General features: G+C 67.0%; 13 protein-coding genes. 7 read left to right on the top strand and 6 right to left on the bottom strand.

From position 1 onward, the window contains the following. Positions 1 to 250: 250 nt before the first annotated feature. Positions 251 to 1,162 (top strand): endonuclease/exonuclease/phosphatase family protein, encoded by a 912-nt coding sequence (locus tag KF715_03070; protein ID MBX3735647.1) that lies wholly within the window; start codon positions 251 to 253, stop codon positions 1,160 to 1,162. Between the two features lie 13 nt (positions 1,163 to 1,175). Here KF715_03070 and KF715_03065 read toward each other — a convergent pair whose 3' ends face one another. The 3 genes from KF715_03065 to galK all read right to left on the bottom strand — a co-directional run bounded on the left by KF715_03065 (position 1,176) and on the right by galK (position 3,668). Next, positions 1,176 to 1,850 carry a hypothetical protein gene (locus tag KF715_03065; GenBank protein MBX3735646.1) on the bottom strand — a complete coding sequence of 225 codons (675 nt, stop codon included), beginning with the start codon at positions 1,848 to 1,850 and terminating at the stop codon, positions 1,176 to 1,178. A gap of 39 nt (positions 1,851 to 1,889) precedes the next feature. Continuing rightward, positions 1,890 to 2,360, bottom strand: coding sequence for a hypothetical protein (locus tag KF715_03060; GenBank protein ID MBX3735645.1), 471 nt, complete (start codon positions 2,358 to 2,360; stop codon positions 1,890 to 1,892). Between the two features lie 150 nt (positions 2,361 to 2,510). Further along, on the bottom strand, positions 2,511 to 3,668 hold the full coding sequence (gene galK, locus KF715_03055) for a galactokinase (GenBank protein MBX3735644.1): 1,158 nt from the start codon (positions 3,666 to 3,668) through the stop codon (positions 2,511 to 2,513). A 125-nt stretch (positions 3,669 to 3,793) separates the two neighbouring features. On the opposite strand from galK, the gene KF715_03050 reads away from it, so the two are divergent. Further along, complete coding sequence (locus KF715_03050; GenBank protein MBX3735643.1) at positions 3,794 to 5,218, top strand: exopolysaccharide biosynthesis polyprenyl glycosylphosphotransferase; 1,425 nt, start codon at positions 3,794 to 3,796, stop codon at positions 5,216 to 5,218. Positions 5,219 to 5,224: 6 nt separating this feature from the next. Here the strand turns inward: KF715_03050 and KF715_03045 are convergent, their stop codons facing one another. Then, entirely contained in the window at positions 5,225 to 5,959 is a 735-nt protein-coding gene (locus KF715_03045; GenBank protein ID MBX3735642.1) for a hypothetical protein, read from the bottom strand. Next, positions 5,956 to 6,771 (bottom strand): AAA family ATPase, encoded by an 816-nt coding sequence (locus tag KF715_03040; GenBank protein ID MBX3735641.1) that lies wholly within the window; start codon positions 6,769 to 6,771, stop codon positions 5,956 to 5,958. The genes KF715_03045 and KF715_03040 overlap by 4 nt, the downstream gene beginning before the upstream one ends. Before the next feature lie 110 nt (positions 6,772 to 6,881). Between KF715_03040 and KF715_03035 the strand changes: the two genes are divergently transcribed. The 4 genes from KF715_03035 to KF715_03020 all read left to right on the top strand — a co-directional run bounded on the left by KF715_03035 (position 6,882) and on the right by KF715_03020 (position 11,084). Further along, the gene (locus KF715_03035) at positions 6,882 to 7,178 is read left to right on the top strand and encodes a septum formation initiator family protein (protein ID MBX3735640.1); all 297 of its coding nucleotides are present in this window, start codon (positions 6,882 to 6,884) and stop codon (positions 7,176 to 7,178) included. Then, a complete protein-coding gene (locus KF715_03030; protein MBX3735639.1) occupies positions 7,175 to 8,596 on the top strand; it encodes a UDPGP type 1 family protein in 1,422 nt (473 codons plus the stop codon). Before KF715_03035 ends, KF715_03030 begins: the two co-directional genes overlap by 4 nt. 95 nt (positions 8,597 to 8,691) lie before the next feature. Then, positions 8,692 to 9,072: a GxxExxY protein gene (locus KF715_03025; protein MBX3735638.1), complete on the top strand. Its 381-nt coding sequence runs from the start codon at positions 8,692 to 8,694 to the stop codon at positions 9,070 to 9,072. 56 nt (positions 9,073 to 9,128) lie between these two features. Continuing rightward, positions 9,129 to 11,084: a phospho-sugar mutase gene (locus tag KF715_03020; protein ID MBX3735637.1), complete on the top strand. Its 1,956-nt coding sequence runs from the start codon at positions 9,129 to 9,131 to the stop codon at positions 11,082 to 11,084. 79 nt (positions 11,085 to 11,163) lie between these two features. On the opposite strand, the gene KF715_03015 is transcribed toward KF715_03020, so the two are convergent. Next, positions 11,164 to 11,304 (bottom strand): hypothetical protein, encoded by a 141-nt coding sequence (locus KF715_03015; GenBank protein ID MBX3735636.1) that lies wholly within the window; start codon positions 11,302 to 11,304, stop codon positions 11,164 to 11,166. Positions 11,305 to 11,476: 172 nt separating this feature from the next. On the opposite strand from KF715_03015, the gene KF715_03010 reads away from it, so the two are divergent. Beyond that, entirely contained in the window at positions 11,477 to 13,201 is a 1,725-nt protein-coding gene (locus tag KF715_03010) for a cation:proton antiporter (GenBank protein ID MBX3735635.1), read from the top strand. Positions 13,202 to 13,222 lie beyond the last annotated feature (21 nt).

Raw genomic sequence — 13,222 nt, 5'->3', positions numbered from 1 at the left:
ATCCCGGGCGCGTGCAGACGCCGGGCACTGAAAATGGAAAAGGAGTGCGAGGACAAGGGCGGGGCGGGGGACGGATGTTGGCCACGCGCCTAGGCCCGACGCGCGGCGTATTCGGTTTTATCGGCCCGTTTGCCGTATCGGATTACGCACCCGTGGCGAAATGTTGTGTATTCCTTGCCCGGAAGGGCGCGGAGCGCCGTCGGGTGAAACGAAGTCGACGTGATCGCCGAATCGTCTTTGGCTGCCCGCCATGCTTTCCGCCACCCTTCTGCGTCGCTGCGTTCTGGGATTGCTGACGCTCACGTCGGCTGCACTCGCGTCCGCGCTCACCGTCGCGGCCTACAACGTCGAGAACTACAACATCTCCGACCGCATGGCCGACGGCGTCTACCGCAAGGCCTACCCGAAACCCGACAGCGAGAAGCAGGCGCTCGTGCAATCGCTCCAAGGCTTCGCCCCGGACATCCTCGCCGTCGAGGAGATGGGCGGCCCGCCGTTCCTCGCGGAGTTCCAGGCCGATCTCAAGGCCGCGGGACTCGATTATCCGCACGCCACCGTGCTCGAAGGCGCGGACACCGAGCGCCACGTCGCGATCCTCTCGAAGCTCCCCTTCAAGGACGTGAAGCGCCACACGCAGGTGCCGGTCAAATATTTCGGCCAGGCCGACGTGGTGAAGCGCGGCGTGCTCGAGGCGACGTTCGCGACCAGCGAGGGCGATCTCACGGTTTTCGTCATCCACCTGAAGAGCAAACGCACCGAGCGCCCCGACGATCCCGAGGGGACCTTGCAGCGACAGCTCGAGGCCGAGGCCGTGCGCGATCTCGTCTTCACCCGCTTCCCCGATTCCGCGGGGGCGAAGTTCCTCGTCTGCGGCGACTGGAACGACTCGCGCAACAGCAAACCCATTCGCGCGCTCGTCAAACGCGGCAACCAGCCGCTCGGCGAACTGCTCCGCGCCTACGATTCGCGTGGCGAGATGTGGACGCATTTCTACCGGGCCGAGGACAGCTACAGCCGCATCGATTTCATGCTCGTTTCCGCCGGCCTGAAGCCGTTCGTCGCCGGCAAAGGCAATGCGCGCATCCACGACGGCGCCGGCGTGCGTGACGCGAGCGATCATCGCCCCGTCTACGTGCAGCTGAATCTCGACGCCGCCAAATAATCGCGGCGCGCTCTCAATCAGCGAGGGCGGGGAACGCCTCCCGCCACACCCGCGCCCCATCGCGTTCGACGACTTCGCCGTGCCCCGGCACGATGCGGTCGAAGTCCCACGTCGCGATTTCCCGCAACGCCGCTGTGAACGCGGCGCGATCCTTGACGTTGATGCGTCCGAAGCGCGATTGGCGCGGCACGCCGCCGCCGATGTCGGCGAGCGAACCGACGAGCCGCGCGAGCAGGCCCGCGGGCGGCGGCACGTTGAACAGCGCGTCGGCGACGATCAGCGTGCGCGAGGCGCGGTGCAGAAAAATTTGTTCGTCCATCTTCGGCATGCCCGCGAGGAGCAGCGAGCCGAAGCCGGCCAGCTCCGGCGTGTCGGCGGCGATCTCGTGCAGCGGCCAGTTCGGATGCTCCGTGATCACGCCGCGATTGCCGAGAAACCGCGCGCTGGGAAACGCTTCGAAATAGTCGGGGAAAAACAGGTCGTGGAACCGGCTCGGCACGACGAACGCGGCGACATCGCCGAGCTCCCGCAGCGCGGCGATATTTCGCGGCGAACCGCGCAGCGGCGAGAACACGACGAGCCGGCCCGCCGCGTTGCGCGCGACGCAGGCGCGTCGGCCGACGGGAAGCCCGGCCAGCTTGAGCGGACTGTAGTCGGTCCAGAGCAGATCGGCGTGGAGCGCTTGCATGCCGACAGAGTCGCGTGCGCCCCGCCGTGAGGCAAGCGGTCAGCGAGGCGACGGCACCGGGACGGCCCGCCGCGCGGCGAGAGCGATCGGCACGCCGATGAGAAACGTGTGCACGATCAACCCCGTGATTGTCGCCGCCGGCGCGAAGGTCACCTTGCGCGGGAAGGCCGACAGCGGCAGCACCACGAGGTTCATCAGCCAGAAGATGAGGAAGCCGTAGATCGCTCCGCTCAGAAACGCGCGCCGCCCGAGCACCGCGACCTGCCCGCTCGCGAGCACGAACGCGCCGGCGAAAATCAGCGCGATGAGGAAATGCAGCGCGAGGCCGAGCGCCGCGGTGGTCGCGCCGCCGTTGAAGGCGTCCGCGCCGAGGAGACCGCTGGCCACGGACTGAAGCACTCGCGCCGGCGCGACGCCCCGCAGCGCCCAGAAACCGCAGGCATACGAAATGTCGCAGAATCCGGCGATGCCGCCGCCGATCAGAATCGCGCGCAAGCGTGGGGTGAGCATGCGCGCAACATGCGGCGCGGGGCGCGGCAAGGCGAGTGTGCTGCGACGACCATTGGGAAATCGCCGCAGATCAGCGCAGCGGCTCGGACGATGGCCGATAATCCGCCTCGAACGCGCGCTCGGCTCGGTTGCGGCGCGCGCGGGAACAGGTCACGTCAACGGAATGAGTTTCGCGCCGTCGCCTGTGTGCAGCTGGATCACTTCGGGCTGCGGGTGCTGGCGCGCTGCGTGCCGGGCGGCGATTTGCGCGGCCGCCTCGGCGTCGAAGCTGCGATCGGTCAGCGCCATGACGGCGCCGCCGAAACCGCCGCCGGTCAGGCGGGCGCCGTAGACGCCCGGCGCGGCGCTGAGCAGTTCGACAAGGGAGTCGAGCGAAGGCGTGCTGTTCTCGAAGAGCTCGCGCGAGCTGCGGTGCGAGGCTTTGAGCAGCTCGCCGACGGAGCGCAGGTCGCCCGCCTCGAGCGCGCGGACGACGGCGGCGACGCGGTCGTTTTCCGCGATGACGTGGCGGGCGCGCGCGGCCTGCGGCGGTGGCAGGCGATCGGCGCGGGCGTCGAAATCCGCGGGCGAAATCTGCGTGAGCCACGTCGCGCCGAGCGCGGCGGCGGCGGCCTTGCATTCCTGGTGGCGGGTGGCGTAGAGACCGTCGACGAGCGCGTGTTTTTCGAGGCTGTTGAACACCCACAGGCTGACCTCAGCCGGCAACGGCAGGAGCGAGAACGACGGCCCGCGGCAGTCGATGTGCACCAGCTGGCCGGCGCGGCCGAAGGCACTCGTGCCCTGATCGAGGATGCCGCACGGCACGCCGACGTGGATGTTTTCCGCGTGCCGGCCGATGGCGGCGAGCGTGGCGGGCGAGATCGCGGGTGCGCCGGCGAGCTGCAGCAGCGCGAGCGCGGTGGAGAGTTCGAGCGCGGCGCTGCTGGAAAGGCCGGCGCCGGTCGGCAGGTCCGAGGCGACGAGCAGGTCGAACGCGCCGGGGGCGGGCAGGTTGAAATCGGCCAGCGAGCGCCAGACGCCGCGCGGGTAGTTGATCCACGCCTCGGCGCCGGTGAGCTTCGCGCTGTGCGCGGCGGGAATCTCGATGGTCTGCCCGTCGACGCCGGAGGCGAAGCGGAGGCGTTGGCTGTCGTTCGCCGGCGCGGCGGCGATCCAGACGTAACGGTCGATGGCGGCGCCGATGACCGCGCCGCCGTTGTAGTCGGTGTGATTGCCGATGAACTCGATGCGGCCCGGCGCGCGGGCGATGACCTGCGGCGCGCGGCCGTAGCGTTGACGGAAGTTTTCCTGGAGCAGGGGGGCGTTCATCGGGGAGGGCAGCAAAATCGCGCCGCCGCGCACTGGCCAGCGGGAAGTGCGTGTCAGCGCGGACGCGGCGGCGGATCGACGCGGAAGCTTGCCGGGCAAGGTCCGCCGTGTAGCGTCCGCCGGGAATGCTGCTCAACCGTCACCGTGGGCTCGCGGAACTCCACAGCGCCGTTGCGTTGCTGTTGGTGGCGTTGTTTTTCTGGGTCTACGCGGAATTCACGATGCAGTTCCTGTCGGAGATCGTGCGGCTGACGCCGGAGACGGTGCTGATGCCGTATTTCGTGAGTGTCGTGCTCGGCATGTTGCTGGCGGGTCGGGCGGTGGGCGCGCGGGGCTGGCGGCTCACGGAGCTCGGTGCGGGTGGGGCGCTGGCGCTGGCGTCGCAACAGGTCGCGGTGGTGGCGTTGGTGGTGTTTGCGATGATGTTCGCGACGCAGGATCGGAGCATCAGCCGGCTCTTTCTCGGCACCTTTCTTGTTTTCATCTGGGGCGGGCTGGCGATCCTGCACGTCGTGTTGCCGCGCTGGCTGGCTGGGCTGGTCTACGGCGGGGGGGCGCGCATTCCGGCGCTCGTGCTCGCGCGGGCGGAGAACATGCCGGAGATCGAGGCGTGGCTGGCGGGGCGCAGGCATCTGGGCTTGGAGGTCAGCGGATACGTGTCGTGGCAGGCATTGCCGGAGGGCTCGGTGCCGCCGTTGCGTGGCTGGCTCGGTGCGAGCGGCGAGCTCGCGGAACTGATCCGGCGGACACGGGCGGGGCAGGTGATTTTTTGGGAGTTGCCCGCGGAGTCCGCGCTCGTGCGCGGCGCGGTGGAAGTCTGTCAGGCCGAGGGCGCGCGGGTGTTGCTGCGCCAGGACATCGATGAGCGGCTCGGACATCCGGCGGTCTCGGTCGAGGTCGGCGGACAGCACTACTTCACGCTCCACGACGAGCCGCTCGAGGAGCCGCTGAATCGGGCGATGAAGCGGGCGTTCGACCTCGCGGTGGCGTTGCCGGTGGTGTTGCTCGTGTTGCCGCCGCTGGCGCTGGTGGTGTGGCTCGTGCAGCGCCGGCAATCGCCGGGCCCGCTCCTGCACATCCGCGCGCGGGCGGGCGAGCAGCGGCAGCAGTTTTCCATGCTGAAGTTTCGCACCATGCACGTCGCGTCCGCGGATGAGCGCGCGGAATCGATGCAGGCGAGCCGCGACGACGCGCGCGTGTATCCCTTCGGCCGGTTCCTGCGGCGGCACAGTTTGGACGAGTTTCCGCAATTCTGGAACGTCCTCATCGGCGAGATGAGCATCGTGGGACCGCGGCCGGTGATGCCGTTGCTCGACGAAGAGTTCGAGCGGCGGGCCAAGGCCTACCGCACGCGGCACTACGTGAAGCCGGGGATCACGGGTCTGGCGCAAAGCGAGGGCTTGCGCGGGGAAATCACGAGCGCGGAACTGCTCGAGGAGCGCGTGCGTCGCGACCTGCACTACATCGCCGAATGGTCCATCTGGCTCGACGTGCAGATCACGCTCGCGACATTGCGGCAGGTTTTCCGTCCGCCGGGCTCGGCTTATTGAACGGGCCTAGAAATTCCGCGTGTAGGTCGCGCCGGCGGAGTCGCGGAAAGTGAGCGAGTTGGGCGTGGCGGCGATGAGCTTGATGCCGAGGGAATGGTCGACGGTGTCGCCGAGGCGGAAGACGCGGTCGTTCATCAACACCTTGGCGTCGCTGCCAGCGCCGGCGCGGATGCCGGTGACGCGGAAGCCCTCGATCGCCTCGACCATGCGGGTCGACGGTGTGGGCGGGTCGCTCTGGACGACGGGGGCGGGAGAGACTTGAGCCGGCGCTGGGGCTGGCGCGCTTGCGGCGGACGATGCGGGGTCGAGGGTTGAACCGGTCGACGGCGGAGCGGACGTCGGTGTGGTGGCGGCGACGGCGGGCAGCTCGATCTTTGCGACGGAAGTGGGTTCAGCGAGTTTTGCCGGTGCGGGAGTCGACAGCGTCTCCGCGGCGGGGGCGGGGGAATTGGCCGCCGGCACCGACGCAGATGTCGGCGAATCGGTCGTGCGGGGCTCGCGCGTGGCGGCGATGGCGGGAGTGGACGCCGGGCGGAGCCACAGGACGGTGCCGAGTGCGACCAGCACGCCGAGCAACGCCCCGGCGCCGAGGAGCAGAAATTTGGGATTGGGGCCCGCGCTCTTCGTGCTCGCGCGGGCGGTTTGGGCGCTGCCGCCGCCGGGCATCGGTGCGTTCGAGACCGAGGGAGTTTCGCCGCGCTCTCGCTGGGCTTTTTTCAGGGCGTCGTTGATCAGGCTCATTCGGTCAGGCGATCGAGGTCGCGCGAGGCGCGGCGGGCGTCCCAGTAGGTGACTTCATCGGAGTCGCGAATGAAGGCGGAGAGGAGCGACTTGTCACAAAGATTGTTGATGATGCGGGGAATTCCCCGGCTGTGGCGATAGAGGTGGCGCAGCGCCCATTTCGTGAAGTGCGGGCGGCCGGAGCTGCCGGCGAGCGTGAGCCGGTGCTGGATGTAGTGATCCATCTCCGGGCGGGTGAGCGGCCGCAGCTCGTAGTGGACGAGGATGCGCTGGCGGAGCTGGCGGAGTTCCTCCTGGGCGAGCTTCTCCTTCAGCTCGGGCTGGCCCATGAGGACGATCTGGAGGAGCTTTTGCTTGTCGGTTTCGAGGTTCGAGAGCAGGCGGACCTGCTCGAAGACTTCGAAGGAGAGATTCTGCGCCTCGTCGATGATGAGCACGATCTCGCGGCCGGCGGCGATGCGGGCGAGGAGCACCTGGTTCATCTGCGCCACGAGGTCGTTCTTGCTGCGCGCAGGGTGCGTCTCGCCGAGCTCGGTCATGATCGCCTTGAGCATCTGCGTCTCGGTCAGGCGCGGGTTGAGCACGAGTGCAGTGTCGTAGTGCTGCGGGTCGAGTTCGCTGAGGAAACGGCGGCAGAGCGTGGTCTTGCCGCAGCCGACTTCGCCGATGAGCACGATGAAGCCTTTCCGCTCGGTGACGCCGTATTTGAGGTGTTGCAGCGCTTCCTGGTGGGGCGGGCTCAGGTAGAGGAACTTGGGGTCCGGAGTGATGTGGAAAGGCATCTCCGTGAGACCGTAGTAACTCTGATACATCGGCCGGGGAGTATCCGGCCGGCCTCCGAAAACGCACGAAAATTCGCTGTGAACTAAGCTTCAAAAAGCGTTGCCGCGCGCCGCGCGCGCCCGCTTAGCTGACGGCCTTCTTGAACTGGAACAAGGTCATCACCTCCGTCTATGTGGCGCTGTTCGCGGGTGTGGCGATTTGGGCGGGACTCTTCTTTCTCGAGCTCTATCGCGATCTCTCGCTCCTGCGTGCGCAGGAGGCGCACAACCGCCGCAAGCTCGACGAGGCGGAGGCGAAGCTCGTGGAACAGCGCCACTACCTCGAACGCCTCCAGCACGACCCTGCGCTCGTGGAGGAAGTCATCCGCAAGAAGCTCGGCTACGTGCGCGAGGGCGAATTCATCTTCCGTTTCCCCGACGACAAACGCACGCCATGACGCAGCACGACGAACTCATCGCGAAATTCAACGCCGCCGGCCAAGGCCAGGTCTTCGCCTTCTGGGCCCAGCTGAACTCCGCCGAACGCGCCGCGCTCGCGGCGCAGGCGGCCGAGATCGATCTCGCGGAAATCGCGCAGTTGCATCGTTCGCTCGTCGTCGAGAAAGCGGCGTCGGCCGCCAACGTCGCCGGCCTCGCGCCTGCGCCTTATGAACCGCTCCCCGCGCACGGCGGCGATGCCGCAAAATGGGCGAATGCCCGCGCCGTCGGCGAAGCGGCGCTGCGCGCCGGACGCGTGGCGGCCTTCGTGGTCGCGGGCGGGCAGGGCACGCGCCTCGGTTACGACGGTCCGAAAGGCACGTTCCCGGTCACGCCGGTGAAACGGAAGCCACTCTTCCAGGTTTTCGCCGAAAAACTCCTCGCCGCCGGCCGCCGTTACGGGAAGCCGCTGCACTGGTTCATCATGACCAGTCATGCGAACCACGCCTCGACCGAGGAGTTTTTCGTGCAGCACCATTTCTTCGGTCTCGACCGCGGCCACGTGCATTTCTTTCGCCAAGGCCGGATGCCTGCGGTGAACTTCGAGGGCAAGATCCTCCTCGAGACGAAGAGCAGCATCGCGCTCAGCCCCGACGGCCACGGTGGCTCGCTGCGCGCGCTGCACCGCAGCGGCGCGCTCGACCTCATGGCACGCGAAGGCATCGACACGCTCAGCTATTTCCAGGTCGATAATCCGCTCGTGCGCTGCATCGACGCGGAGTTCGTCGGCTTCCACCTGCTCGCGCGCTCCGAGATGTCGAGCAAGATGGTGCCGAAAGCTTACGCCGAGGAAAAGGTTGGGCACTTCTGCGTGCAGGACGGTCGTCTCGTTGTCGTCGAATACAGCGACATGCCGATGGCGATGCAGCGCGAGACGCGGCCGGACGGTGCACTACGCTTCATCGCCGGCAGCATTGCGATCCACATCCTCGACCGCGAATTCGCGCGCCGGATGGCCGCGGGCGGCGCCGGCGTGGCGCTGCCGTTCCACCGCGCCGACAAGAAGATTCCCACCGTCGACGCGAGCGGAGCGCCCGTGAAGCCCGAGAAACCGAACGGCGTGAAGTTCGAGATGTTCGTCTTCGACGCGCTGCCGTTTGCGAGCAATCCGATCGTCATCGAGACGAACCGCGCGGACGATTTCAGCCCGGTGAAGAACGCCGAGGGCGTCGATTCCCCGAAGACCTGTGCCGAGGACCAGCAGCGGCAATTCGCGCGCTGGCTGAAGGCTGCGGGCGCGAGTGTCGCGACCGATGCGAGCGGCCTGTCGACGCAGAAGCTGGAAATCTCCCCGCTGTTCGGCTACGACGCCGACACCGTGAAGGCCTCGTGGCAGCAGCGACCGGTGGCGATCGCGAACGATCTTTACCTCGAGTGATTGGGTTAAACACAGAGGTCGCAGAGAACACAGAGGTCGGAATTGTGTTCGAGACGGTTGATCGGCATTGGGTGGAGGTGCGGGCTGCCACCAACATGAATCCCATCAACGAACTCACTGAGAAAATCATCGGCGCAGCCATCGAAGTTCACCGCGCCAAAGGTCCGGGGCTGCTGGAATCGGCTTACGAAGGTTGTTTGGCGCGCGAACTGTTTCTGCGCGGCCTGGCATGTGCGCGGCAGGTGGCCGTTCCACTGACCTACAAAGGTGAGATCATCGATGTGGCGTTTCGCGCCGACTTGATCGTTGAGGATACAGTGTTGGTCGAGCTCAAGGCGATCGAGACAGTGCTTCCCGTTCATCGAGCCCAGGTGCTTTCCTATATTCGAGAGACCGGCCACCAAATCGGTCTGCTCATCAACTTTCACGTCCCGCGACTCGTCGATGGCGTCACTCGCCTGGCGAACGATCGCTAGCTTCTCTCTGTGTCCTCCGCGTCCTCTGTGTTAAATAACTAGATCAATTTCATCTCATGAGCACTCCGCTGTCCTCCAAAGTCCAAGCCGCCGCGCAGGCGGGTCAACTGCTTCCCAGCACCGTCGAGAATCTCACCGCGTGGTGGCAGGGCGGGCTGCCCGCTTGGGCGCAGCAGAGCATGGCCGAGCTGATCGAGCGCGAGCAGTGGCCTGAATTGAACGACCGCTTCTACCGCTACCTCGAGTTCGGCACCGGCGGCATGCGCGGGCGCACGATCGGCACGGTCGGCGCGAAGGCCGAGACGGGCACGCTTTCCGCCTCCGGTTCGCCGGAGCACGCCGGCGTGGGCGCGAACATGCTGAATGACTTCACGCTCGTGCGCGCCGTCGTCGGCCTGCACCGCTACGTCGCGGAGTATCTCGCCGCGCAAAAGAGCGCCGCGAAGCCGCGCATCGTGATCGCACACGACGTCCGCCATTTCTCGCGCCACTTCTGCGAATTGGCGGCGTCGACTTGGACGCGCCTCGGTGGCGAGGCCTACATTTTCGACGGCCCGCGCTCCACGCCGCAGCTGAGCTTTTCGGTGCGCTGGCTGAAGACGCATTGCGGCGTGGTGATCACCGCGAGCCACAATCCGCCCCACGACAACGGCTTCAAGGCCTACTTCGACGACGGCGCACAGGTCATTGCGCCGCACGACAAGGGCATCGTCACCGAGGTCAACGCCGTGCCGCTCTCCGCGGTGGGCGAGTTCCTCACCGCCGACATCGCCAAGGTCACCACGCTCGGCCGCGACGCCGACGAGGCCTACCTCAAGGTCGCCGCGCAGGCCGCGATCGACCACGACATCGTGCGCCAGGCGAACCTCCGCGTTGTCTACACCAACATCCACGGCGTCGGCGGCGTCTCGACGATGCCGTTGCTCACCTCGGCCGGCGTGCAGGTCACGCAGGTGCCGGAGCAAGCGGCGTTCGACTCGCGTTTCCCGACGGTAAAGTCGCCGAATCCCGAGAACGCAGAAGCGCTCGCAATGGCGGTCGCGCTCGCCGAAAAGGGCGGGCACGACGCCGTGCTCGCGACCGACCCCGACAGCGACCGCATGGGCGTCGCCGTGCGCAATCGCGCCGGCAAACTCGAGCTGCTCTCGGGCAACCAGGTCGGCGCGCTGCTGGCCGACTACCGCGTCTCCAAATACAAGGAACTCGGCTGGATTCCGAAGGAAGGCACGCCGAACGCGTGTCTCGTGAAGACCTTCGTCACGACGCCGCTGCAGGACGCCGTCGGCAAGGCGCACGGCGTGAAGGTCATCAACACGCTCACCGGGTTCAAGTGGATCGCCGGCAAGATGCGTGGCTACGAGCAGAAGCTCACCGCCGCGATGGGCACGGGCTTCGACTACGACGCCACGCCGTTCCGCGAGCGCGCGAAGCTGCTGCAGCAGCACAGCACGTTCTACCTCTTCGGCACGGAGGAAAGCTACGGCTACCTCCCGAACGATTTCCTGCGCGACAAGGACGGCAACGCGGCCTGCCTGATGTTCGCCGAGCTGTGCGCGTGGGTGAAATCGCGCGGCCTCACCGTGCCGGAGTATCTCGACGAGATTTATCTGCGCTGCGGCTTCTACCTCGAGGGCGTGATCAACATCTACTACGAGGGCGCGAGCGGTGCGGCGAAGATCAAGCGCATCCTCGACACCTACCGCGCCAGCCCGCCGAAAAATTTCGGCAGCGTCGCCGTGACGCGCTTCCAGGATTTCGGCCGCGAGAAATTCTTCGACGCGGACGGCGAACAGATTCCGGCGCAAGACCTCTACCTCGTGACGCTGGCGAACGGCTACTCGTTCGCCGCGCGCGGCAGCGGCACCGAGCCGAAGATCAAGTTCTACCTCTTCGGCACCGAGCCGGTGAAGGGCGCTGCAGACCTGCCCGCCGCGAAAGCCAAGGCGCGGAGCACGCTCGATACGCTGCGCGCCGCAATCGAGGCCGATGCGCGCCAGCGCGCCGAGGGCTGAGGTTCCGGACGTTCGATGGCAATTCCTGAGGCGGCGCGGCGGCCAAACCGTCGCGCCGGCGGGCTGCGGGCGCGGTGCGCTACAGCAATCCGATCACGAGACCGACCATGCCCACCAACAGGGCGAAGCCGAAGGCGAGACTGGTGAAGGCGGTTTTGAGCCGCTCGACGTTCTCGGCTTCGACCCAGGCATTCTCGTGCGCTGCGAGCTTGTGGAACATACCACACCTCGCATCGACACGACGGCGTCGAACTTGAGTGGCGTTGCCTCGCGACGATGGGCGCGGCTGGGCAATCCATCCGCGTCGCGCCCCGCGGTCGGATGCGCAAGCTCGGGGAATTCCGGAGCGTTTGCTGTTGTCACTCTCGTCCGAGGCTTTGAGGTCGGGGGCGATGCACGAAATCTCGCTCATCACGACCATCGCGTTCGGCCTCACCGCCGCGCTTTTCTGCGGCTTGCTGGCGAAGCGTGTCGGCGTGTCGCCGATCGTGGGCTATCTGATCGCGGGCATGATCGTGGGGCCCTACACGCCGGGTTTCTCCGGCGATGTGGGGCTCGCGCTGCAGTTGGCGGAGATCGGCGTGATCCTGCTGATGTTCGGTGTCGGCCTGCATTTCCATATCGGCGATCTGCTGGCGGTGCGGGCAATCGCGATTCCCGGCGCGCTCGGGCAAAGCGCGGCGGCGACGCTGTGCGGCGCGCTCGTGGCGGTCTGGCTGGGATGGACGTGGAACGCCGGCATCGTGCTCGGCATCGCGATCTCGGTGGCCAGCACCGTGGTGCTGCTGCGGGTGCTGATGGACGCAGGAGCGGTCGAGACGACCGAGGGACGCGTCGCGGTGGGCTGGCTGGTGGTGGAGGACATCATCACGGTCATCATTCTCGTGTTGCTGCCGGCGCTCGCGACGCCGGCGGGCGAAACAGTGAATGCGAAGGCCGTGTTGCTCAGCGGCTCGATCGCGATCGGCAAGCTCGCGGGGCTCGGGGCCATCATGGCCGTCGTCGGTGTGCGCGTGGTGCCTTGGCTGATGCTGCGTGTGGCGAGCCTGCGGTCGCGGGAGTTGTTCACTTTGACGGTGCTCGTCATCGCGATGGCGGTGGCGACGGCGGGCTATCTGGCGTTCGGCGCGTCGATGGCACTGGGGGCGTTCCTGGCGGGCATGGTGGTGGCGCAGTCGAAGCTCAGTCATCAGGCCGCCGCGGATGCGCTGCCGATGCGCGATGCGTTCGCGGTGCTGTTCTTCGTGTCCGTAGGCATGCTCTTCGACTGGCACGCGATTCTGCATGCGCCGTGGCTGATCGTGGGCACGCTCGCGGTCATCCTGGTCGTGAAGCCGTTCGTGGCGCTAGTGATTGTCCTGGCGGGAAAAAACTCCCTGCGCACCGGCCTCGTCGTGGCCGGCGGTCTCGCGCAGATCGGCGAGTTCTCGTTCATCGTCGCCGAGGCGGCCAAGAAGCTCGGCATCCTGCCGGGCGAAGGCCACCACGCGATCGTCGCGGCGGCGATCGTCTCGATCAGCATCAACCCGTGGCTGTTCACGCAATTTCAGCGCGTGGAGGACTGGGTGAATCGCTGGCCCACGTTGCGCGACTGGTTGAACCGGCGCGCGGCGGCGAAGGGGGCGTCGGCGAATCTCAAGCATCTCAAGCGCGTGCACGATGCGGCTGAAGTGGTGATCGTCGGCTATGGGCCGGTCGGTCGCGCGATCGAGCACCGCGTCGAGGAAATCGGCCTTTCGCACCTCGTGATCGAGATGAGCGTGGACACCGTGCTCGCGTTGCAGGGGCAGGGGAAGCGCGCTCTCTACGGCGACGCGACCAACAGCCAGATTCTGGAGGAGGCGGGCATCCGGCACGCGACCTACCTCGTCGTCACGCTGCCGGACGCCGCGGTCGCGTATGCGATTCTGAATGCCGCGCGGGCACTCAATCCGAACATCAAGAGCCTCGTGCGCGCGCGCTATTTGAACGACCGCGATTTGCTGGAGCCGGTGAATCCCGACGCCGTGTGCTACGACGAGGCGGAGGCGGCGACGGCGCTCTCGATCCTGCTCCGCGCGCACGCGCGGGCGGACGGTCTGCGACCGGAGAAAAAGCCGGCGCCGACCGAGGGTTGAGGCGAGAGGCGTGTTTCAACA

Origin of the sequence: Candidatus Didemnitutus sp. (assembly GCA_019634575.1) — a bacterium.
Taxonomy (GTDB): domain Bacteria; phylum Verrucomicrobiota; class Verrucomicrobiia; order Opitutales; family Opitutaceae; genus Didemnitutus.
This window is presented reverse-complemented; position numbering and strand designations above follow the sequence as displayed.

Coding starts and splice junctions, on each gene's coding strand:
- KF715_03070 (MBX3735647.1), top strand. CDS start 251: ATGCTTTCCGCCACCCTTCTGCGTCGCTGCGTTCTGGGATTGCTGACG.
- KF715_03065 (MBX3735646.1), bottom strand. CDS start 1,850: ATGCAAGCGCTCCACGCCGATCTGCTCTGGACCGACTACAGTCCGCTC.
- KF715_03060 (MBX3735645.1), bottom strand. CDS start 2,360: ATGCTCACCCCACGCTTGCGCGCGATTCTGATCGGCGGCGGCATCGCC.
- galK (MBX3735644.1), bottom strand. CDS start 3,668: ATGAACGCCCCCCTGCTCCAGGAAAACTTCCGTCAACGCTACGGCCGC.
- KF715_03050 (MBX3735643.1), top strand. CDS start 3,794: ATGCTGCTCAACCGTCACCGTGGGCTCGCGGAACTCCACAGCGCCGTT.
- KF715_03045 (MBX3735642.1), bottom strand. CDS start 5,959: ATGAGCCTGATCAACGACGCCCTGAAAAAAGCCCAGCGAGAGCGCGGC.
- KF715_03040 (MBX3735641.1), bottom strand. CDS start 6,771: ATGTATCAGAGTTACTACGGTCTCACGGAGATGCCTTTCCACATCACT.
- KF715_03030 (MBX3735639.1), top strand. CDS start 7,175: ATGACGCAGCACGACGAACTCATCGCGAAATTCAACGCCGCCGGCCAA.
- KF715_03025 (MBX3735638.1), top strand. CDS start 8,692: ATGAATCCCATCAACGAACTCACTGAGAAAATCATCGGCGCAGCCATC.
- KF715_03020 (MBX3735637.1), top strand. CDS start 9,129: ATGAGCACTCCGCTGTCCTCCAAAGTCCAAGCCGCCGCGCAGGCGGGT.
- KF715_03015 (MBX3735636.1), bottom strand. CDS start 11,304: ATGTTCCACAAGCTCGCAGCGCACGAGAATGCCTGGGTCGAAGCCGAG.
- KF715_03010 (MBX3735635.1), top strand. CDS start 11,477: ATGCACGAAATCTCGCTCATCACGACCATCGCGTTCGGCCTCACCGCC.